The organism is Corynebacterium singulare, assembly GCF_000833575.1.
In the GTDB taxonomy this organism is placed as follows: domain Bacteria; phylum Actinomycetota; class Actinomycetes; order Mycobacteriales; family Mycobacteriaceae; genus Corynebacterium; species Corynebacterium singulare.
Window position 1 is genome coordinate 215,846 of the sequence record NZ_CP010827.1, and the last position, 21,025, is coordinate 236,870.

A 21,025-nucleotide genomic window follows, 5' to 3' on the forward strand; every position below is an offset into this window, starting at 1 on the left:
TACCGGTCTGTGAATAGACTTACGGTTAGTACATAATATTCCGCCGCGTAGAGGGTTATTCACTTTTCGCGGGGCGGGATGGGAGCTTGGAAGGAGTTACCTAGCCATGACAGTCAATGTGAACGGTGCAGGACGGTCCGCAATGGTAAAGAATGCCTCGACGACCACGGAGCGTGGTGAGTGGGTTACCCAAGCTAAGTGCCGCAATGGCGATCCCGATGCCCTGTTCGTGCGTGGTGCTGAGCAGCGCAAGGCTGCAGTGATCTGCCGCCACTGCCCTGTGCTTAATGAGTGCCGCGCCGATGCCCTTGATAACCGCGTTGAGTTCGGCGTGTGGGGTGGCCTGACTGAGCGTCAGCGTCGCGCCCTGCTGCGTAAGAACCCGCACATCACCAGCTGGGCACACTACCTTGCTGAAGGCGGCGAACTCGTCGGGATTTAAGCGCTGGAGTTTAGTAGCATGGAGCCCATGACTAAATGGGAATATGCCACTGCGCCAGTCCTTACTCACGCGACGAAGCAAATCCTGGATTCCTGGGGTGAAGACGGCTGGGAGCTCGTCACCATCACCCCGGGCATGAACCCGGAGAATGTTGTCGCCTACTTCAAGCGTCCGCTGGAGGAATCCTAAATGGGCGTGCAGGAACGCCTTGAGGAACTCGGCGTCGAACTTCCTTCCGTCGCAGCTCCGCTCGCGTCCTATGTTCCGGCTACCCGTGTGGGCAGCCAAGTATGGACCTCGGGTCAGCTGCCTGTCGTGGACGGTGAGCTGCCGGCTACCGGAAAGGTGGGGGCTGAGGTGTCGGTGGAGCGCGCCCAAGAGCTGGCGCGCACCGCGGCACTCAATGCACTCGCGGCTATCGACTCCCTCGTGGGCCTCGATAAGGTCAGCCGCGTGGTGAAGGTCGTCGGCTTTGTCGCCTCAGATCCTTCTTTCACGGAGCAGGCCGCAGTTATTAATGGCGCTTCGGACTTCTTGGGTGACGTCTTCGGTGAGGCCGGCGTGCATGCCCGTTCGGCGGTGGGGGTGGCAGTGTTGCCGAAGGATTCCCCCGTTGAGATCGAAGTTATCGTAGAAATCGCTGAGTAATCGGATAGGGTAAGAAGCATGGAGCATCCTGCATATAGCCAATTGCGTCCCGTGAGCCAGTCCGTCGGTGTCGTGCTGTGTGATAATCCCAGCTACACCGCCCTGGAAGGTACTAACACCTGGATCATCCGAGCGGGGGAGGATTCCCGCGCCATCGTCGTTGATCCGGGCCCGGAAGATGAGGGCCACCTCAACGTCGTGACCGCGAAGGCGGGCGAGGTTGCGCTGATCCTCCTCACTCACCGTCACGATGATCACGCGTCGGGCGCCCAGCGCCTGCGTCAGCTCACTGGCGCCCCCATCCGCTCGTTCGACCCTAACTACTGCAACGGCGCCGACGCGCTTGTCGACGGTGAAATTATCGACATCGATGGCGTCACCCCCCAGCTGGAGGTTGTTCACACCCCCGGCCACACCGCTGATTCCACCTGTTTCTTCGTGTGGTCCGCAGAGGCGAAGAACTCCACCCTGGAGGGCATCCTCACCGGTGACACCATCGCCGGCCGCCACACTGTTCTTCTCTCTGAGACCGACGGTGACCTGGGCGCTTACCTCAAGACCCTGGACCTTCTGGAAGAGCGCGGCAAGGACGTTCCGCTCTTCCCGGGCCACGGCCCTGACCTTGAGGACACCTCCGCGTTTGCGCGCAAGTACATTGACCGCCGCCACTACCGCCTCAACCAGATCAAGGAGATCCGCTCCCGCCTGGGTGAGGATGTGGACGTCAAGACGCTCGTTGATGAGATGTACGACGACGTCGACCCGGTCCTGCGCCATGCTGCTGAGCAGTCCACGCGTACCGCATTGAAGTACCTGGCGGCGCAGCAGTAAGGGCTCAAGAAAACGACTCAATCCCCCGAGTTTTCCTCGGGGGATTTTTCGTCTGACTTGCTGCGCGGCCGGGGCGGTGCAGCAGTAAACGCGACGCCTAGCGAGCGCGGCGGGCGAGGTGCTCGGTGTCGACGATGAGTACCGACTTGCCTTCGAGGCGAATCCAGCCGCGGTGCGCGAAGGTAGCCAGGGCCTTGTTGACGGTCTCGCGGGATGCACCAACGAGCTGCGCAATCTCTTCCTGGGTGAGGTCGTGGTTGACGCGCAGTGCGCCACCCTCCTGCACACCGAAGCGGTTAGCCAGCTGCAGCAAGGTTTTCGCAACGCGGCCCGGCACATCGGTGAAGATGAGGTCTGCCAGGTTAGCGTTGGTGCGGCGCAGGCGGCGAGCCAGCACGCGCAGCAGCTGTTGGGCGATGGCCGGGTGGTCAGCAACCCACTGCTTGAGCATGTCAGAGTTCATCGTTGCAGCGGTCACTTCGGTGACGCACACAGCGGACGAGGTGCGCGGGCCCGGATCGAAGATGGACAGCTCACCGAACATATCGGACGGGCCCATCACGGTCAGAAGATTCTCGCGGCCATCCGGGGCGTGGCGGGCGAGCTTAATCTTGCCCGACGTGATGATGTAGAGGCGGTCACCCGGCTCACCCTCATCAAAAATGGTGGTGCCGCGCGGGAAACGTACAGTCTCCATCTGCTCGATCAGGTTCTGGACTGCCACCGGGTCAACGCCCTGGAAAATTCCAGCGCGGGAGAGGATGTCCTGTACGCCTTCCACTGTTACTCCTTAAAGCCTGCGCAGTAGGGTAGGTGAGACAAACGCAAGCAGGTTTAGTTTGTTGATGACGCACCTACTCTCCAGTGCGCCACGAGGCACTGCCCAACATCATACAGTGCAATTTGTCACTTTTTCCAGCCGTCTGAAAAATAGTCACAGGGGATGTGATGGGTATTAGCTCTCGAAGGCAGTTGCCTCGAGCTTCTCCATCAGAATGGCGAAGAGTGCCAAGCCCAGCGGGACAAGCAAAACAAGCGAAATCATGCGTTTCACTCTACCTGCTCGTTCAGTAGAATCGGCCATATGTCTGACCTTGACAGCGACCATTCTCGCATCGGCCACATTCGTGCGGCCCTCGCTGCGGAATATCCGGACGCAGACTGCGAACTGAACTACTCTACCGCTCTCGAGCTGCTCGTCGCCACGGTGCTCTCCGCACAGTGTACCGATGAACGCGTCAACCAGGTCACCCCGCGGCTCTTCGCTACCTACCCCGCCGCGGCAGACTATGCCGCCGCCGACCGCGCGGAGCTCGAGGCGATCCTGCGGCCTCTCGGTTTCCAGCGCGCGAAGGCCGGGCACCTCATCGGTATTGGCGAAAAGCTCGTCGGTGACTTTGGCGGTGAGGTTCCCCGCGGTATCGAGGAGCTCACCTCCCTGCCCGGGGTGGGGCGCAAAACCGCACTCGTCGTCCGCGGCAATGCCTTTGGTTTGCCAGGCATCACGGTGGATACCCACGTCACACGTCTGAGTCAGCGCCTCGGGCTGACAGAGGCGAAGACGCCGAGGGCGATTGAGAGGGACGTCGCCAAGCTCGTGCCCGAAGAAGAACACACAGTCTTTTCACACCGACTCATCCTCCATGGCCGCCGCGTGTGCACGGCCCGCAAGCCCCGCTGCGGCGCCTGCGTGCTGGCCTCGTGGTGTCCGTCACGGAGTTAGGATGGAACAATGAGCCAATACTCCCGGTGGCCTGGATACGTGAAGGCCAGCATCGCAGCCGTCCTCATGTTGGCGGCGCTCGCGCTGGTTGGCGTGGTTAATCTCCTTGAGGATGATGAGCCGGAAGTCGCCGTGCCTCAATCTCAAGAACAAGAGGTGACCAAGCGCCCCAAGTGCCCTGAGGGGCCCATCGCTGGGGTAGACCTGCCGTGCCTTGGTGCAGCGAGCACAGCAGCGGCCAAGGACATCCAGATCGTCACCGTGTGGGCGTGGTGGTGCGAGCCTTGCCGCACGGAGCTGCCTTTCTTCCAGGACATCGCGCGTTCGCACTCCACGTGGAACGTTGTGGGCGTGCATGCAGACGCCAACGCAGCGAACGGTGCCGCACTTCTGAGTGACCTTGGTGTTGATTTGCCTAGCTACCAGGATGAGAACGGCACCTTCGCGGGTGAACTCGGGTTGCCCAACGTCATTCCCGTCACGGTGGTGGTGCGCGATGGAAAGGTGGAGAAGAAGTTTGTTAAGCCGTTTACCTCGGCGGATGAGCTGGAGCAAGCTATCGATGAGGTGCTCAAGTGAGCCGGCTTAAGCCCGCCCACGCCCCAGCATGGCTGCGCCCGGCGCTGGGCGTGGATACCCGCAGAGTTCAAGAGCGACTGGTTACTCATGTCCCTGCCGCCAAGCGCCGCCGAGAGTCTGCGGTGTTGGTGCTCTTTAAGGGGGAGAGCTTCGAGGATGGCGAGGTTCTGCTCACGCACCGTTCGCCGTCGATGCGTTCGCACTCGGGTCAGATTGCCTTCCCTGGTGGGAGGCGCGACGATGGAGACGCCTCGCTTGTCGACGTTGCCTTGCGCGAAGCCGAAGAAGAAACCGGCCTCGACCGCTCCACGGTGACTCCGTTGGAACAGTGGGGCAAGCTGGACATCCGGGCCACCGGGAACACCGTGAGTCCAGTGTTGGCCTATTGGCACCAGCCTGGAACTGTGTGGCCGGCCAGCCCCGAAGAAACCGATGATGTTTTTACCGTTCCCCTGCGCGAGCTCGCGGATCCAGCAAACCGCATGATGGTGGGTTTCAGCCGGTGGAAGGGGCCGGCTTTCCGGGCGCGCGGCTATGTGGTGTGGGGATTTACCGCCGGTGTGTTGTCAGGACTCATGGATCACGCGGGGTGGGCCGTAGAGTGGGACAAAAATAAGGTTCATGATCTGCGTGAATCACTGACCCGCTCGCTGAATAATGAGAAGATGGGTTAGTTTGTGCCGTCTTTCCTGAGAAAGTGTTCTCCGTGTCCCTAGCTGTTGACATCGCCATTGTGATTGCTGTGCTCCTCGCCGTGTGGGTGGGCTGGCGTCAGGGTGCGTGGACGGCGATTCTTGCGGCGGTCGGCGTTATTGCGGGCTTGGTTTTGGGGACGGCGGTGGCGCCGGCGGCGATGCAGTTGACAGACCAACCTGCCCTGCGCTTCCTCCTGGCCGTTGGCGTGGTGATTTTGCTGGTGGGCTTGGGGCAGCTGGTCGGAGCGTCCCTGGGGGCGGCGTTGCGGGACCGCATGCGTACCCGTTCGGGCCAGCGCGTGGATTCTTCCATCGGCGCGGTGTTTCAGGCCGTCGCCGCCATCGTGGTGATCTGGCTGGTCTCGCTGCCGCTGGCTTCCAATTTAGGCGGGCAGCCAGGCCAGGCACTGCGCGAGTCCCGCATCCTCAGCGAACTTAACGCTGCCGCTCCGGACCGTCTAGCGGCGTTGCCCAATGGCCTCGCTGCCATGCTCAACGAGTCCGGTTTGCCGCCTCTTGTCTCGCCGTGGGAGCGCTCGGGCGCGGATATTGAGGTGGAAGCTCCGGAGCTCGAGATTGGGGATCCGGGCCTGCTGGAGCGCGTCCGACCTTCTGTCATCCACGTTTTGGGTGACGCGGAGGCTTGTTCGCGGCGCCTTATGGGTTCCGGATTTGTGACGGAACCGGATTATGTGATCACGAACGCGCACGTTGTGGCCGGCACGGATAAGGTGCGCCTCGATACGGTCCTGGGGCTGAAGGAGGCTGACGTGGTGTACTACAACTCGGACGTGGATATCGCGGTGCTACACAGCCCAGACTTGGGAATAGATCCCCTGCCGTGGGCGGAAAATGATGCTGTGACCGGGGACGATGCCATCGTTATGGGCTTCCCGCAGTCCGGGCCGTTTAGTGCGGAGACCGCGCGTATTCGGGATCGCCTCACCATCGCCGGCCCGGATATCTATTCCACCGGCCGCGTGGAGCGTGATGCCTACACGGTGCGCGGCAATATCCGCCAAGGTAATTCTGGTGGGCCCATGATTACCCCGGAGGGTCAGGTCCTCGGCGTGGTCTTCGGCGCGTCCGTGGAGGATTCCGATACCGGCTATGCCCTCACCGCCGACGAAGTGCGCGGCCACGTGGGTGACGTCACGCAGCTTGTCGACGCCATCCCAACCGGCTCCTGCGTCGGCTAGTTCTCGCGTGCGCTTTTCTTCCCCTTGGTCGGCATTAACCCCACCTGTGAGATACTTTCTCCTCTCACCTTTCTAAGCAGGGATTTTCTTCCTCCGGTTGCGGGGTGGCTGGTGCTGTTTTAGTCTCTGTGCTCATGGGGGATATCGAAACCTACCTCCGCCTACGCAACTCGGGGATTGCGCTGGTGGAACATATACCTGGCACACCCGATAAGCTCCGCGCGCTCGGCGCCGATGCCGCCGATGCCACCGAGCTTTCACACCTTAACCAGGTGTACTTCGGCCCCACCCGCTTTAGCGGCAAACCATTCGGATCATGGGTCGCAGTACGTAAGCATCATCTACAACGAACGTTTGGCCGAACATGGTATTACCGCTTCTATCGGCACCGTCGGTGACTCGTATGACAATGCCTTGGCCGAGAACGTCAACGGTTCGTACAAGAATGAGCTCATTCATAGCCGGAAATAGTCCGACGTGGTTGAGGTGGAGATCGCAACGTTTGAGTGGGTGAATTGGTGGAATGAGTCCAGACTCCACCAGTCCTTGGGGTACCGCACGCCGACGGAGGTTGAATCAGAATTTTGGAACCGACACCCGGCCCGAGAAACAATGGAAGTTAAGGCAAATGCCTAGGAAAACCCGGGGCACTTCACTCGACACCCTCATCGACTTCTACACCACCGCAGCCACCAAAAACCACGCAACCGCCATCCTCTACAACTAACGCTTCCAACACGCACAACGCGTGGTAGAAACAGACGCAGATTTTCCGCGGCATCGGCAAGCGTGTGAGTGCGGATTTTCTATGGTCTCAGCCTGGCAGGCGTACTCACTGCACTCCACGCTGATACGCCAAGCACAACCAGCGTGACCACCACGACCGGCTCGACTGCTGCAGCTTCACCAGTCACCGGGGCTACCAGTCGCCCAGGGCTCAACGGTCACGCTAACCACAACGCAACGAGTGCTGCAGCGGACTCGGCTGTTGACTTTGTCGGCACCAAGCCGGTGCGTGTAGGACGAACCGCCTACACCTATGACGATGCTGGGCGTGTGGTGCGCACCGTCACCAAGCGCCTATCCCGCAAACCCTTGGTGCACGAATTCTTCTACGCCACCAATGAACAACCCATCGGTTTTATCTCCTCCGACAACAAACACCTCGGGTGGCGCTACATCTACGACCCCTATGGACGCCGCGTCGCCAAGGAAGCCATCAACACCACCACCAACAACACCAGCGAAGCCATTGCGCATGGTGGTGGCCACCCAGAAAACAATCTCAGCGACATTGATACGGTCGACCAGGCACTGGTCGATGCCGAGTTCTCTTGTCACCGATCTGACCGGCAGCCCACAAGAACTCATCCACCCCACCACCGGGAACATCGTAGGTACAGCCCGCCATAGTCTCTACGGCACTCGCACCTGGACCGGCGACGAGACCTCGCCACTGTTGTTTGCCGGCCAATACCTGGACGACGAGTCCGGGTGGGCATACAACCGCTTCCGCTACTACCACCCGGATGCTGGCATCTACAACGCCCAAGACCCCCCTAGGTGTTGTCCCACGCACAGCCAGCGCACAAGGCTACGTCGACCACGCAGCGAACTGGCATGACTACCTGGGACTTCAATGCCACCAGGTCACGGTCAAGGAACTTCAGTCAATGCCAGAATTCCAAAAGCTCGATGCCATGCTTGCTGCCATCCACGAACAGACCGTATCCATTGCCGGCGCAGAATACGCCGAACTTGGCGTAGCAATGTCCGCCACAGATGCACTAACCAAACTCGAGCATCGTAAAGAAATCGAAGCGCAGGTACTCAAGCTGATTCAGGACATTCCGCAGACCGAGATTCTTTTATCCATGCCTGGTATCGGCCCGCGTAGCGCAGCGCAGATCCTCATGACTGTTGGCGATATGTCCGACTTCCCCGATGCAGCGCACCTAGCATCCTATGCAGGGCTATCACCGCGGACGAATCAGTCAGGAACGTCTATCATGTCGAATTCGCCTAACCGGGCTGGCAACAAAAAATTAAAGAACGCCCTATGGCAATCGTCTTTTGCATCGATCAGATTCCACGAGCGTTCCCGGCAATTCTATGAACGAAAACGCAAAGAAGGCAAAAGACACAACGCCGCAGTCGTCGCACTCGCACGCCGGCGCCTCAACGTTCTCTTCGCCATGATGCGAAACGGCGAGCTCTACCGAGACATCTCCACAGTCCAGGAGGCCGCAGCAGCCTAGAACCAACAGACCCTCACCTCAAGCCGATTGCACAGCAAGCCCAATCGGCTCCTCACCGTGCCCGAAAACAACATCCACAAGGAAAAGCAGAAACCCTTCACACCCCCCAACAAACTCACCCACGGAATTGACAAACTATATAGGAACACCTCCCTGGGCGATGGTGCAGGCGCGGAGAGCGCCGCTGTTGCCGATGCCGCGCCCAACACCGCGACGGTAGTAGAGTACCCGCTGCCGGTGCAGGAGTTTGCGGTGACCCGCTACGATTTGCCCGCCGGCACCACGGTTTCCACGCAGCTTCCCGGACCGGCTATCGCCCTGGCTACTTCTGGTGTGGTCACGGTAAACGACCTGGAGCTAGCCCCGGGCGAGGCCGCCTGGTTGCCGGTAACCGGCGGCGACACTACCCGCCTTAGCGCGGCCGCGGGTAAAGATTCGCAGCTCTTTATCGCGGCGGCGCGCCCTGCGCGGCAAGTAGCGCTACCGCGCCGCTGGGGACGCCGCCGCGCGACAAGTAGCACTGTCGCGCTAACCGGCGCTATTTACGACATGGTGGGGCGGCGGAACGCAGCTGCGGCGGCTAGCAGCACTACGGTGAGTGCTACCATCCAGGCCACGAAAGCCCAGACTGCGGTGCCGGGCTGGCCGGTGGCAAGGATTTCGGCGCTTGGCGTGCCGTCGATGGCGGCGCCGGCGCGGGCGGCGAAGGTAAGCGGATTCCACCGGGCGATGGGTTGAACCACACCAGCGAATTGCTCCACGGGCACGAGGCCGCCGTTAAGTGCCATGGCCGCCATGATGATGGGGGCCGGGCCAATGGCGGCCTCCGGGGTGGCGCACATCGCGCCCACCATGGCCGATAGCGAGGCGGCCACCACCGCGCCGAAGATGATGACTAACAGCACCCAGCCAAACCCGGCCAGCGTGTGAATACGCAGGCCAGAAGCCACGGAAGCCAGCAGCACCGCGCAGCCGGAGATAAGGCTGCGTAAGGAATCGAAACACCAGCGGCCGAAGATCTCCGGGCTGGTGCCGTAGCGCGTGGTCGCGATGCGGGTGGTGATACCGCGTTGGCGTTCCTTAATTATCTGCGCGGCGGCGGAGGTGCCATTCATCAGTTCGCTGGAAAGGATGAGCGCGATGGTAAGCGGTAACGCGTCGAGCGTGGCAGAGCCTTGCGAGGCCGCCATGAGGTCGCCAAACAGCCACCGCATGACCAGGAACATCAAAACGGGACCAGCCACGGTATTGGTAATTACCGCGCTATCGCGGCGGGCGGCGCGCAGGTGCCTTCCAAAATGCGTGGCGACAGTGGACAGCCAGGTGGTGTCGTGCGACACGGTGGCGGTGGTGTGGTTAGTCATGTTTCCTCCCCTGGAAAGCGGTGATAAAGCCCCATACGCCAACGACGGTCATGGCGATGAGCCAGCACAGTGCTTCGACTCCGCGCGCCCCCAGGGCAGCGCCACCTAGTAGGTTGCGGGCGGTGTCCAAGATGGGAGATAGCGGTACGTGCCGGATGATGGGGCCAATGCCGCCGGGCAGCGCATCCGCAGGCACGAATGCGGTGGAGAACATCACCATGACCAGCACGAGGTTTTGGAAGAGCAAGGACGCCGAGGTGGGCTTGGGGGCCAACAGGCAGGAGCCATCGATAAACGCGGAGAGGATGATGGTGAGGGCGGCGAAAAGGGCGATGGTAAGGATAATACGACCCGGTCCGGCAGCGTAGCGGGCACCGAGCAGGATCGTGGTGAGGACGACGATGCTGCACGACCACGCGGCGCGGGTGAGATCTGCCAGCAGCCGGCCGACGACCGTGGCCCAGGCGGGCGTCCCGGTGGCGCGGATGCGGTCGTGGATGCCGTTTTCGGCGTCACGCGTAATCGCCAAGGAGGAGCCCCCGGCGGCGAACACAATCGCCTGAATAACGCCGGCGGGCAGGAGGAAGGCGGCGTAATCGATGCCAAGTTCCGTCGAAGCCTTGGCGAAGGTGGCGTAAAAGATGACCATGAACAGGCTGGGTATTGCCACGGCGGAAACCATTACGGCCTTGTTGCGGACGGTGCGCAGGACATTGCGGTGCCACGAGGCAGCGACTGCTCCGAGCGCGTTCACTGGGAGCCTCCACCGGTGTGGGGAGCCTGCTGCGCGATGTCGCCGGACCCGGCGATAGCGAAGTAGACATCGTCCAAGGAGGGCGGAACCAAGGAGACGTCCGCGACCGAGGTGTCGTCGCCATCCCACAAGGCCAGCGCCCGGACTAGGGTGCGGTGGCCATCGGGCGCATCGACGCGCAATACGGTGTCCTCTTGGCGGCAGTCGATGCGGTGTTCTTGCAAGGTGTGGGTGAGGCGTGCGGCATCGTCCGGGCTAGACATCGTGATGAGGCACACCGTGGTGCCATAGCGGTCCTTGAGCTCGGCGGGGGTGCCTTCGTCGAGCACCTTGCCTCCGGCGAGCACGGCGACGCGGTCTGCGAGCTGGTCAGCTTCTTCCAGGTATTGGGTAGTAAGCAGGATCGAGGTGCCGTCGGCCGCCAGCCCGCGGACGGTATCCCACACGGAGCTGCGCGCGGCGGGGTCGAGGCCCGTGGTCGGCTCGTCGAGGAACAGCAGCGCGGGCGGGATAGTGAGGGAGGCGGCGATATCTAACCGCCGGCGCATGCCGCCCGAGTATGCCGAAACCAGGCGGTCGGCGGCGCCAACCAGATCGAAGCGCTCAAGAAGTTCCGCGGCGCGGGCCTTCGCATCGCTAGCTTTAAGCCCTGCCAGGCGGCCAAAGAAGATGAGGTTTTCCTTGCCGGTAAGCTCCTCATCCACTGCGGCGTATTGCCCGGTCAGCGCGATGGAAGCGCGCACCTTGGAAGGATCCGTGGCTAAGTTGTGGCCATCGATGATGGCGGTTCCGCCCGTGGCGGGCAGCAGCGTGGAAAGGACATTGACCAAGGTTGTCTTGCCGGCACCATTGGCGCCTAGGACGGCGAGGATGCCCCCGCGCGGAATGGCGAGGGTCACACCGCGCAGGATTTCCGTTCGCTTCTTGACTTTTCCCAGGCTACATCGCAGATCTTGAACATCAAGCACCAGGTCGCGGCCTTTTGCGTGGGCGCTGGTTGAGGGGACTGCGGTGGCGCTGGGGTCACCGCTAGCGGTTGCCGTGGTGGGGTTTTCTTTCATGATTCATCCCTGGATATACGTCAACGGTCTATTAGACGGCGCACCGATTCTCCTACCGCAGAAGGAAAACCGATTATTGCCCGCGAACGATGGATTGTGGTCCACGGAGCAAGCGCCTGGGGTAGTGCCAACTAATCCTTAGAAAATGATGTATGTCTAGCGGCACCGGGTCGTGCACAGCGCCCCGCAGGAGAGGGCTGCACAGGTCGGCTGATCGGCGGCGACGCTGCAGGTTGCTGCAAAGTTGAGCATACCATAATTAGGCATGGCATGCTTGACAATTAAGTCGAAGGCCTGTAAGCTACCAAGTGTGAGCTAAGAATCTGGGTATTCCGACTAGTCAGGGTCAAACCGCGTGGCTGACCGTAATTCGTATTGTGGCTCGCGCCTCTCAAGCACAAAGGAGTATCCATGGATTCTCGAGAGCAAATCGAAGATAAGATTCTCTGCGGTCAGCCCTTCCGCCCTATTGAGGACCCGGATCTCTATTACGAGATGATGGAGGCGGCGGAGAAGTGTCACGATCTCAACCAGCTTCGTCCACTTCAAACAGCGGAGAAGCAGGCAGTGATGGCAGACCTGCTTGGTGAACTGGGGGAGCGCTTAATGGTTTTCCTGCCATTTCATGTCCAATATGGCTCGAAAATCAAGGTCGGAGATGGCGTGACCTTCAATCGAGGAACGACGGTACTTGATATGGCCCCGGTGACATTTGGCAATGAGGTCATGGTTGGTCCATGGTGTTCCTTCTTTGCTGGCAATCACGCCTTAGACCCCGTAGAGCGGCAATACATGGTGTGTACCGGGGGTGCGATCACCATACAAGACCATGTGTGGCTTGGTGGCAATTGCACGGTAACTGCGGGTGTCACGATTGGGCATGGTGCAGTAATTGGTGCTGGCAGTGTTGTGACAAGAGATATTCCGCCCATGGTACTCGCAGCCGGTAATCCGTGCCGAGTCATTCGTGATATTGGCCCGGAAGATAAGCTCATGGGGGAGTCTTGGGTTCCTGAGTGGCCTAGTTGGATTACGGATTGAGACGGCTGTGAAAGTTCTCGCGGTCGTCCTGGGTTCTGAGGGTGATATGCTGCCATTTGCGCACCTTGGTGTCGCACTTCGAGATCGTGGCCACCAGTTTGTTTTGGCTGGGTTTAGCGAATTCGGCGGGAGTTTTCGTGCAAACGGGGTGGACTACATCGAGTTACCCGGTGATTACCGGGCGTTAATGAAGCGCCTTTTGGGCGATAGTAAAGGCATGATGGACACTGTCTTAGGTATCCGTGAGATGATATCTGACGCCCACGTTTTCGATGTGTTAGAGCATGCCATGGATGGCGTTGACGTGGTCATGTACACCCAATTCAGTGAAGTTGCTCGGTTGTTAGGGGCTGCACGCGGAGTCCCCAGCGTTCGGGTGCAGGTTTTCCCTACCGAACCCTGCCTCCGTTACAGCCTCGTGGATCCGCGAAAACTGGACGGCTCTGTCGGAGCTCTGGTCACCCACTGGATGTCCAATACTCTGATGGCTTGGGCGATGCGCCCAGTGATAGCGGCATGGCGCCGTAGGTTGGGGCTGCGTCAGCGAGCGCTCTCCTCTCCACCAACCACGATCTACCAATTCAGTCCCGCGTTGAGTCCGCCGGCGCCGGAATGGAAAAACCACATTCACGTCACTGGCGAGTGGCTTGACCCGCACCACAGTGAACTCGCCCTAGACCCAGCAGTCGAGGAGTTTGTGGCTGCCGGCTCGGCCCCGGTTCTGGCAAGCTTTGGGAGTATGGTCTCAGATCGCGTTTATGACCTTCAACGATGGACTCGAGACGCGTGCATCGAGCATGGTCTGCGGGCGATAATCGTCGATCCCGATCATGAGCCTGGTGTGAGAGAAGGAATCCTCACCGTCGCCCGGGTCCCGTTCGCGACTGTGCTTCCGTGGTGCCGTGCAGGCATCTGCCACGGCTCACTGGGCACCACCGGGGCGATCCTGCGCGCCGGCAAGCCGTGCCTTGCGGTTGCATTCGGTGGTGACCAACACTTCCATGCCAACGCAGTTTGTCGAAACGGTGCCGGGCCGAACTATATTGACGCCCAGCGAGGCGAACTGAGTGCCCAGTCCCTGGCCGCCGGAATTGCCGATTTGGTAAGTGGAGCATACGACTCCGCAGCCCGCAGGATGCCCGAGTTGCTTGCCACAGACCCGGGTACCGTCGCAGCAGTAGAAATCGTGCTTAATCAGTCCGACCTAGCGAAAGGCGAAAAATGACAGAAATCAGCTGCGAGGGAGTCTTTCCGTTTGTGGCCGGACATCGCACTGGAACCCTCTTGTTTTGCTTCCATCACGCAGGAGGCAGCGCTTCCGTCTATCGTGGATGGGTGGGGGTCAACCCAAGCATTGACGTGGTGCCGGTGGAGCTTCCCGGAAAGGCAACCCGTCGCCGAGAGAAATGGGTAAGCGACTTTGACAAGCTCGCCGATATGTGCGCAACCGAGATAGTAGATCTGGCGGCGGGCGCGCCGATTGCGTTGTACGGCCACTCCATGGGGGCAGCGCTGGCCTACCAGGTTGCTGCCTGCCTGCAGCAGATGCATCGGCCCACTATACCGGAAGCCGTGGTGGTGGCCGCACGGCAGGCGCCCGGAGAAACCGTGCCTGGGGAATACCACTCGTCAATGGGGTTCGGTGCGCTGCGCAGGGAGTTTGAGAAGGTAGGTGGCACACCACCTGAGATCCTTGCCAATGATGATGTGATGAAGCTGCTGCTCGCTGACATTCGTCGCGATTATGTGTTACACGAGGGCTTTCACCATGCAACCACGGTGCTTCGCTCTCCTGTGCTGGCATTGGCGGGGGATAGCGACCCAGCTGTCAGCCCAGAGATGCTTTCCCGGTGGGAAAATTTTACCAGCGGTAGTTTTGAACTGAAGGTCCTGCCGGGTGGGCATTTCTTCCCGCTCGATACTGGAACCGAGTTCCTCGACCTGCTTGCCGGTTTTCTAGCGGGAATTACTGGGAACACTGCCTGGTTAGCGCGGAACAATGCGTGATTGTGACTGTTAAGTAAAGAGGCCCCGATGACCGAACAAAAACCACCCATTACATTTAGGCAAATATCTCAACCTGCCCACCGGCAGATCACGGTGTCGCTGCTATTGGCGGTGCTGGCGGCGGTTTTGTCGCTGGTGCCGGTAATCGTGCTGGTTGAGCTGGTGCGCACCGTAATGCTGTCCTTCCAGGGAGAGCCGATAGATGCGTCAAAGCTGTGGCTGCTAGTCGCGGCGCTCATGGTGGCCACCGTCCTACATGGACAGGCAACCGTGAAGAGCCTCCAGGTAAGCCACCAGGCCGACGGCCTTTTGGGCGAGCACTTACGCCAGCAGCAGATTACCAAGCTGGGTAGGCTCCCGCTGTCTTGGTTTACGCGGACACCTTCGGGGACTGTGAAAACCTACATCGAAGACGACGTCACCAAGATCCACCAGCTCATCGCCCACGCGCCGCACGATTATTCGGCCGGTGTACTCGTACCGCTATTGAGCCTGGGATACATGTTCGTGGTGGACTGGCGGATAGGCCTGCTGGGCCTGGTACCACTGCTGTTGGCAGTGGCCACCATGCCGTTTATGATGCGCGAGTTTCAAGAAAAGGCGGAGAAATTTAAGTCCAGCCAGAAGCAGCTAGACGCCGCCGTCGTAGAGTTGGTGCGCGGCATCCCGGTTATCAAGGTGTTTGTTCCGGAAGGCTACGACGAGAGCATTTTCCTTAGTCGTTCCCGGAGTTTTGGTGGGTTCTATCGCGAGTGGTTGCACGCCACCGTACACCCCACCGCTTTGATGAAGATCTTCACCTCCACCGGGTTTGGCCTGCTGGTGGTAGCCGCGGCCAGCCCGTGGCTCATCACGTCTGCGGGCGTACCAGTGGCCGATGTGCTGGCAGCGTTTTTGTTCATCAACAACATCGCCGCGCCTCTGCTTATGCTTTCGCGCACTAACATCATGTTTTCGGAGGCGAAGGCTGCCGCGGCGGATCTCACCGAGTTCTTCAACATCCCGGTATTGCCGCCCGCTGCTGGCGGCAGGGAGCCTGCAAACGCCGGAATTGAGTTGAAAGATTTAAGCTTCTCCTACGTGCCGGACACCCCGGTGCTTTCCGGCATTAACCAAAAACTTACCGCCGGCAGCATCACTGCGGTGGTGGGACCTTCCGGCTCGGGGAAGTCCACGTTAGCCGCGCTCATCCCCCGGCTATTAGACCCCACGGAGGGGTCGGTGCGCATTGGTGGCGTCCCTAGTACTGATCTCCGATCTGACCAGCTCTACCGTAGGGTAGGGTTCGTCTTCCAGGACCCTTACCTTATGCGGATGAGCGTGCGGGATAACATTCGCCTCGCTCACCCGGAGGCCACCGACGCAGACGTGGTTCGCGCCGCCCGCGCCGCCCAGATTCATGAGCGCATTACCCATCTGCCGCGCGGCTACGACTCGGTGGTGGGAGAGGACGCGCAGCTTTCCGGTGGCGAGCAGCAGCGGCTGGCTATTGCCCGGTCCATCTTGCTCGACGCGCCGATCCTCGTGTTGGATGAGGCCACCGCTTTTGCGGATCCGGACTCCGAGGCCGCGATCCAGCGGGCCATTACCGAGCTGGTGGCCGGGCGCACGCTAGTAGTTATCGCACACCGGCTCCACACGATCACCGGCGCTGACCGGATCCTCATGCTGGAAAACGGTGAGGTCACCGAAGCAGGCACTCACGAAGAGTTAGTGGCGGCAGGCAAGGGCTACGCCACGATGTGGGCACGCTACCAAACCGCGCAGGCGGGCATCCAAGGGGAGGAAAAATAATGATCCGCACGCTCTATTCACTGGGCAGTCCGGCTGATCGTCGCCGTCTGGTGCTGGTCCTTACGCTAATTGGGATTTCCGCGGTGGCGTTGGCCATTGGCCTTATCCTCATTGCACTGTTTTTGGACACGCTGTTTAGCGAAGATCCCGCGCAGGCCGCAGCATGGTTGCCCTGGATCATTATCTCCGTCCTCGTCTACGCCGCCGCAGACTGGCCCACTGAGGTTATTGCCCAGGACCTGGGGCATGATTACGTGCTGCGCATCCACCGGCTTATCGCCGATCGCACGGCACAGCTACCCCTGGGCTATTTTGAAGAAGATCGCGCCGGCCAGATCGGTGTTGTAGCCACCAGCGGTGCGCTGTTTGCCGCTAACGCGCCGGCAATGATGCTGCGGCCCATGCTGCACGGTGCTGCCTCGGCCGGTTTGGCTTGCGTGTTTCTCATCGCCGTGGACTGGCGGCTGGGGCTGGTTACCGTTGCAGTGGCTGCCGTGGTGTGGTTCGCCTATAACCGCCTAATGCGGCAGTACCGCGTGGCAGAGCGCCAGAAGGGCGAGCGCAACGAGCACGGCGCCGCGGAGGTGCTGGAGTTCGCCCAGGTGCAGCCGGTGCTGCGCATGGCTGGGCCGGATTCGCTGGGGGAGCGCGCCGTGCGCGCCTCGATTCGAGAGCAGCTTAGCGCCCAGCAGCACACCCAGAAGACAGGTGAGATGATCATGGGTCGTCTGGCTTTAATCATCATGGTCGGTACCGTGGTCATTGATGCCCTGGCCACCGTGCTACTTCTCAACCACTGGCTAGAAGCAGGCACCTACATTGGCGTCATTGTGTTGGTGTTCATCCTGGCTCGCGTTGCTATGTCGGGCATACCCTACGGCGAGGGCTTGGAATCCGCGCGCAATACCTTAGATGAGATCCAAAAGATCCTCGATGCGCGGGTGTTGCCGGAGCCTGCGGTTCCGGCGGCGCCACGCGACTATGGCATCGAGTTCGATGGGGTGGGCTTTGGCTACGAACCCAACACCCCAGTGGTCCGCGACGTGAGTTTCCGCGTGGCGCCCGGAACTACTACTGCGTTGGTGGGTCCCAGCGGCTGCGGCAAGAGCACCTTGCTAAAACTTGCGGCACGCTTCTATGACGTTGACCAGGGGACCATCCGTATCGGTGGTGTGGATATTCGCGATCTTGGCTCCCGGTCGGTGTTGGATTCGCTGGCTATGGTGTTCCAATACGTGTACCTCTTCGAGGACACACTGTATGAAAACATCCGCCTGGGCTGCCACAATGCAACGCGGGAGGAGGTGCTCCGCGCAGCGGAGTTGGCCGGTGTCACCGAGATTGCCCGGCAGCTGCCGCAGGGGTTTGACACCCTGATTAGCGAGGGCGGGCAGAATCTCTCCGGTGGTGAGCGTCAGCGTGTCTCCATCGCTCGTGCGCTACTGAAGGACGCGCGGATCGTGCTGCTTGATGAGGCGACTAGCTCTCTAGACGTGCAGAATGAGCACCTTGTGATGCGCGGTATGAAAACGCTTTCTGCCGAGCGCACCATCGTCGTCATTGCGCACCGGCTGCACACCATCCGCGACGCGGACCAGATTGTGATGATGAGTCCCTCCGGCACCGTGGAGTCTATCGGCAACCACGAGGAACTCATGGAGAGTTCCCCACGCTACCGCAGCTTCTGGGGTGAAAAGAGCGACGCCACCAGCTGGAAGCTGTAGGGACTAGCTGTCGCGGCCGCGTAGATACCGCACCGTGCGCGCCAGTGCGAGATCATCGCACGGTTCGCAGGCGGTAAGGCGGCCTTTTTCCACGCGCAGGAGAAGATCGCAGCACCGCGCCACCAGCTCCATGTCATGGGTTACTACCAAAACGGTCTTGCCCTGCCGGGCTAGGGCGTCTAGCAGGTGGGCCACCCGGTGCATGCGGCACAGGTCCAGCCCGCTGGTGGGTTCATCGAAGACGATTACCTCGCGCTCACTTAGGACTGCTGAGGCGATGGCCACGCGCTGGCGTTCGCCGCCCGAAAGCGACATCGGGTGCCGGGCCCGCTTGTCCGCGAGATCAAGTGCACCAAGCACCTCGGTAAGGCGCGCTTCGTTTTTCCCATCCGGTCCACTGGTGCCGATGATTACGTCGGACTCCACGCTCTCCCCGAAAAGCTGGTGGTTTACGTCCTGCATTACTAAATAGGACTGGCGCAGGCGCTGCCGGGGACCCGAGAGCGAGCGGTTATTGATGTCCACCACGCCGGTGGCCTTAGATTCCAGGCCAGTCAGAACGCGCACAAAGGTAGATTTTCCGGCCCCGTTGCGTCCTACCACGCCGATGACTTGTCCTTGCGGCAACTCCGTGTGGCTGATGCTCAGGGATGGCTCTGTAGCCTTGGGGTAGGTGAACTGTAGCTTTTTGAGCACCATCGTGCCACTTGAAGGGCGTGGCTCGCGGGTCACCTCGGGGACCTGCTGCGCTGAGCGCAAGCCCATGCGGTACAGTTCGGCCTTGTCTAGGGTGCGAAACTCCGAGCCGCTGAGATCATGAGCGATCTGCCCGTCCTGCATAACCAGCACTCGGTCCACGATGTCAACTAGGTAGGAAAGCCGATGCTCAGCGATCAGGACGGTGCGGCCCTGTGTCTTCCACTGCGCGACGATGCGGCGCAGCTCATCGACGGCGGCGAGGTCGAGATTTGATGATGGTTCGTCTAGTAGTAGTACCTGTGGGTGCATCGCGGCCACTGAAGCGCATGCTATTTTTTGTTTCTGGCCGCCGGAAAGTGTGAACAGGTGCCGGTCGAGGAGATGAACCATGCCGAAATCTGCGGAAAGTTCCCCAATACGCTGTCGAATCTCGTTGGGCGCCACGCCGAGGTTTTCGCAGCCAAAGGCGAGTTCGCTGGCTACTTCCAGCGTGAAAAATTGCGACTTGGGGTTTTGGAACACTGAGCCTACGCGTTCGGCGATGTCGTGTGGGTGGGCATGAGTGATGTCTTCGTCGTCCAGCAGCACCTCCCCCGAAATCTGGGCGTCGCAGAACGTGTGCGCCACGCCGTTTATCAGGCGTAGCAGGCTGGACTTACCGCAGCCTGATTCGCCACACACTAGAACTAGTTCGCCCTTCGCCACGGTGAGATTTACGTGGTGCAGCACCGGCTCCGCTGTGTTTTGACCATAGGATAGTGACACATCGTGCAGCTTTATCACGGCAGCATCACTATATTTACCAGTAGTAGGATCAGGGACACGACGAGCACGCTTATGACTATTGCGTCGCCTACGCGGAAGCCTATCTCGCACAGCGTGGTTCGTCGGCGAGGCGAGCCCAATCCGCGGGTCACTGCAGACATAGCCAGCTCGTTGCCGATGCTCACAACGGACGCCAACAGTGGCACAAAGCGGTATTCGAGCATAGCGATCGGGTTGCGCAGGCCCGAGATGCCACGCATCTGCATGGCGGTGCGGATATCGCGGTATTCCTCGAGAATCGTCGGGAAGAACCGGAACATGATGGACGTGGGGATGGTCAGGGCGTCGGGGCTCCGCATGCGCTGCATCGCGGCCATGAATTCGCTGGCCGAGACGGTGCGTAGTAGGTACCAGCAGCACGTGATGCCAGGGAGGATGAGCGAAAGCCCTGCGAACCACGTAGCGCACACGTCCACGATGATGTGGCGCTCGGGCAGGGCCTGTACCACCACCGCAGGAAAGCCGGCGAGCACCGCGAAGGTGAGTGCGTATCGCAGTGCAGCGGCCACCATGCCGGAGGCGAGGAAAAGTGCCCCGGGAACGGCAATGAGCATCCACCGGGCGGTGCTGCCCAGCGCCCCACTGGACCCGGCCGGTGAGATGAGCACCGAGGACACCACGAGGATGACCAGCACCGTGGTGCGTGGGTCCAGATGGAGTCCCGCTGTGTGCGTGCCTGATCCGGGCAAAGTGGGCGACATCAGGCGATTCCTGCTCGCTGGAAGTGCTTGGTGAAGATGCGCCGGCCGAGGATCCCGCCGAGGATCCCGCAGACGAAGGTTACTATCACAATGATGAGGAATAGCCAAGTCATCTGGCCAATAGAGGTGAGGCCATCCGCGAAACTAGCACCATATTTGGTCTGCATGCCGCTGCTCTCTATGTAGCGCCGAGTGGTGAAGAAAAGCGGAATATATGATGCGGTGGGTGACACTGCTATAAAGGCATAGGCGATCACACTGTGTATTGCGCTCGTATACTTGCCGGCGCGCAAAATTAACTCGGCAAACACGGCCATGACCAAGCTGAGCAGCAGTGGCCATATGCCTAAACCAAGCAGCAGGCTGGCGAGGCCGCTGAGAAGAAGGAATATGAAGACCATGCCGGGCTTGTGCACCTTGGCCAAGAACAGCATCATCGGGATGCCCAGGATGAGGGCCTGAACGCTGGTGATCATCACGTAGGTGATGGGGGTGATGCCGATGAAGGCGATGACCACGCCGGCTACCAAGTTGATGACGAAGAAGATGCCGATGTTCATCAGGTCGGTGATGTTCAGCCGTCCTGCTTTTGCATCTTTCGGGGTGGTGTGGGGAGTACTGGGCATGATGTTTCCTTTCAGATTAGGCTGCTTGTGCGTAGCACTGGGTTGGGGGCAAGT

The 21,025-nt window shown here is 60.4% G+C and carries 23 protein-coding genes and 2 pseudogenes; 18 read left to right on the plus strand and 7 right to left on the minus strand.

What is annotated here, in order from left to right; all coding sequences use genetic code 11:
• The first annotated feature begins 106 nt into the window (after positions 1-106).
• From CSING_RS01035 to CSING_RS01045, 4 genes are read left to right on the plus strand one after another with little or no spacing between them, the layout of a single operon-like run.
• Positions 107-442, plus strand: a complete 336-nt coding sequence (locus CSING_RS01035) for a WhiB family transcriptional regulator (RefSeq protein WP_201773961.1) — start codon at positions 107-109, stop codon at positions 440-442.
• Between the two features lie 27 nt (positions 443-469).
• The gene (locus CSING_RS13480; RefSeq protein WP_010189965.1) at positions 470-631 is read left to right on the plus strand and encodes a DUF4177 domain-containing protein; all 162 of its coding nucleotides are present in this window, start codon (positions 470-472) and stop codon (positions 629-631) included.
• Positions 632-1,090, plus strand: coding sequence for a RidA family protein (locus CSING_RS01040; RefSeq protein WP_042528944.1), 459 nt, complete (start codon positions 632-634; stop codon positions 1,088-1,090).
• A gap of 18 nt (positions 1,091-1,108) precedes the next feature.
• Positions 1,109-1,921, plus strand: coding sequence for an MBL fold metallo-hydrolase (locus CSING_RS01045; protein ID WP_042528947.1), 813 nt, complete (start codon positions 1,109-1,111; stop codon positions 1,919-1,921).
• A gap of 97 nt (positions 1,922-2,018) precedes the next feature.
• On the opposite strand, the gene glxR is transcribed toward CSING_RS01045, so the two are convergent.
• Positions 2,019-2,702 carry a CRP-like cAMP-activated global transcriptional regulator GlxR gene (glxR, locus tag CSING_RS01050; protein ID WP_042528948.1) on the minus strand — a complete coding sequence of 228 codons (684 nt, stop codon included), beginning with the start codon at positions 2,700-2,702 and terminating at the stop codon, positions 2,019-2,021.
• 303 nt (positions 2,703-3,005) lie between these two features.
• Here glxR and nth point away from each other — a divergent pair, with 303 nt between their 5' ends.
• From nth to CSING_RS13110, 9 genes and pseudogenes are all read left to right on the plus strand, one after another.
• Entirely contained in the window at positions 3,006-3,644 is a 639-nt protein-coding gene (gene nth, locus CSING_RS01055; RefSeq protein WP_042528950.1) for an endonuclease III, read from the plus strand.
• A 9-nt stretch (positions 3,645-3,653) separates the two neighbouring features.
• A complete protein-coding gene (locus CSING_RS01060; protein ID WP_042528952.1) occupies positions 3,654-4,223 on the plus strand; it encodes a TlpA family protein disulfide reductase in 570 nt (189 codons plus the stop codon).
• Positions 4,220-4,897, plus strand: coding sequence for an NUDIX hydrolase (locus tag CSING_RS01065; RefSeq protein WP_042528954.1), 678 nt, complete (start codon positions 4,220-4,222; stop codon positions 4,895-4,897). The genes CSING_RS01060 and CSING_RS01065 overlap by 4 nt, the downstream gene beginning before the upstream one ends.
• A gap of 23 nt (positions 4,898-4,920) precedes the next feature.
• On the plus strand, positions 4,921-6,117 hold the full coding sequence (locus tag CSING_RS01070) for a MarP family serine protease (RefSeq protein ID WP_201773962.1): 1,197 nt from the start codon (positions 4,921-4,923) through the stop codon (positions 6,115-6,117).
• Between the two features lie 134 nt (positions 6,118-6,251).
• On the plus strand, positions 6,252-6,515 hold the full coding sequence (locus CSING_RS13960) for a hypothetical protein (protein WP_236684082.1): 264 nt from the start codon (positions 6,252-6,254) through the stop codon (positions 6,513-6,515).
• Positions 6,421-6,753: pseudogene (locus tag CSING_RS13965) on the plus strand (integrase core domain-containing protein); the annotation flags it as partial. The gene CSING_RS13960 and the pseudogene CSING_RS13965, both read left to right, overlap by 95 nt.
• Positions 6,754-6,987: 234 nt before the next feature.
• Positions 6,988-7,530 carry a hypothetical protein gene (locus CSING_RS13705; RefSeq protein WP_158407792.1) on the plus strand — a complete coding sequence of 181 codons (543 nt, stop codon included), beginning with the start codon at positions 6,988-6,990 and terminating at the stop codon, positions 7,528-7,530.
• Positions 7,439-7,741, plus strand: coding sequence for an RHS repeat-associated core domain-containing protein (locus CSING_RS14185; protein ID WP_158014665.1), 303 nt, complete (start codon positions 7,439-7,441; stop codon positions 7,739-7,741). The genes CSING_RS13705 and CSING_RS14185 overlap by 92 nt, the downstream gene beginning before the upstream one ends.
• A 67-nt stretch (positions 7,742-7,808) precedes the next feature.
• Positions 7,809-8,375 (plus strand): annotated as a pseudogene (locus CSING_RS13110) (transposase); the annotation flags it as partial.
• Positions 8,376-8,917: 542 nt separating this feature from the next.
• On the opposite strand, the gene CSING_RS01085 reads toward CSING_RS13110, so the two are convergent.
• The 3 genes from CSING_RS01085 to CSING_RS01095 are packed head-to-tail and all read right to left on the minus strand — an operon-like array spanning position 8,918 to position 11,554.
• Positions 8,918-9,739 (minus strand): ABC transporter permease, encoded by an 822-nt coding sequence (locus CSING_RS01085; RefSeq protein ID WP_014303356.1) that lies wholly within the window; start codon positions 9,737-9,739, stop codon positions 8,918-8,920.
• Complete coding sequence (locus CSING_RS01090) at positions 9,732-10,493, minus strand: ABC transporter permease (protein WP_014303357.1); 762 nt, start codon at positions 10,491-10,493, stop codon at positions 9,732-9,734. Before CSING_RS01090 ends, CSING_RS01085 begins: the two co-directional genes overlap by 8 nt.
• The gene (locus tag CSING_RS01095) at positions 10,490-11,554 is read right to left on the minus strand and encodes a daunorubicin/doxorubicin resistance ABC transporter ATP-binding protein DrrA (protein WP_042528960.1); all 1,065 of its coding nucleotides are present in this window, start codon (positions 11,552-11,554) and stop codon (positions 10,490-10,492) included. Before CSING_RS01095 ends, CSING_RS01090 begins: the two co-directional genes overlap by 4 nt.
• A 411-nt stretch (positions 11,555-11,965) precedes the next feature.
• Between CSING_RS01095 and CSING_RS01100 the strand changes: the two genes are divergently transcribed.
• The 5 genes from CSING_RS01100 to CSING_RS01120 all read left to right on the plus strand — a co-directional run bounded on the left by CSING_RS01100 (position 11,966) and on the right by CSING_RS01120 (position 18,120).
• Complete coding sequence (locus CSING_RS01100; RefSeq protein ID WP_014303359.1) at positions 11,966-12,595, plus strand: sugar O-acetyltransferase; 630 nt, start codon at positions 11,966-11,968, stop codon at positions 12,593-12,595.
• Between the two features lie 217 nt (positions 12,596-12,812).
• Positions 12,813-13,820: a glycosyltransferase gene (locus CSING_RS01105; protein WP_224784049.1), complete on the plus strand. Its 1,008-nt coding sequence runs from the start codon at positions 12,813-12,815 to the stop codon at positions 13,818-13,820.
• The gene (locus CSING_RS01110) at positions 13,817-14,602 is read left to right on the plus strand and encodes a thioesterase II family protein (RefSeq protein WP_023018093.1); all 786 of its coding nucleotides are present in this window, start codon (positions 13,817-13,819) and stop codon (positions 14,600-14,602) included. The genes CSING_RS01105 and CSING_RS01110 overlap by 4 nt, the downstream gene beginning before the upstream one ends.
• A 27-nt stretch (positions 14,603-14,629) precedes the next feature.
• On the plus strand, positions 14,630-16,396 hold the full coding sequence (locus tag CSING_RS01115) for an ABC transporter ATP-binding protein (RefSeq protein ID WP_034970331.1): 1,767 nt from the start codon (positions 14,630-14,632) through the stop codon (positions 16,394-16,396).
• Entirely contained in the window at positions 16,396-18,120 is a 1,725-nt protein-coding gene (locus CSING_RS01120; RefSeq protein WP_042528963.1) for an ABC transporter ATP-binding protein, read from the plus strand. Before CSING_RS01115 ends, CSING_RS01120 begins: the two co-directional genes overlap by 1 nt.
• A 3-nt stretch (positions 18,121-18,123) precedes the next feature.
• On the opposite strand, the gene CSING_RS01125 is transcribed toward CSING_RS01120, so the two are convergent.
• From CSING_RS01125 to CSING_RS01135, 3 genes are read right to left on the minus strand one after another with little or no spacing between them, the layout of a single operon-like run.
• Positions 18,124-19,584 (minus strand): ABC transporter ATP-binding protein, encoded by a 1,461-nt coding sequence (locus CSING_RS01125; RefSeq protein ID WP_227917020.1) that lies wholly within the window; start codon positions 19,582-19,584, stop codon positions 18,124-18,126.
• 14 nt (positions 19,585-19,598) lie between these two features.
• Positions 19,599-20,345 (minus strand): energy-coupling factor transporter transmembrane component T, encoded by a 747-nt coding sequence (locus CSING_RS01130; RefSeq protein ID WP_014303365.1) that lies wholly within the window; start codon positions 20,343-20,345, stop codon positions 19,599-19,601.
• Positions 20,345-20,971 (minus strand): MptD family putative ECF transporter S component, encoded by a 627-nt coding sequence (locus CSING_RS01135; RefSeq protein ID WP_014307391.1) that lies wholly within the window; start codon positions 20,969-20,971, stop codon positions 20,345-20,347. The genes CSING_RS01130 and CSING_RS01135 overlap by 1 nt, the downstream gene beginning before the upstream one ends.
• Positions 20,972-21,025 lie beyond the last annotated feature (54 nt).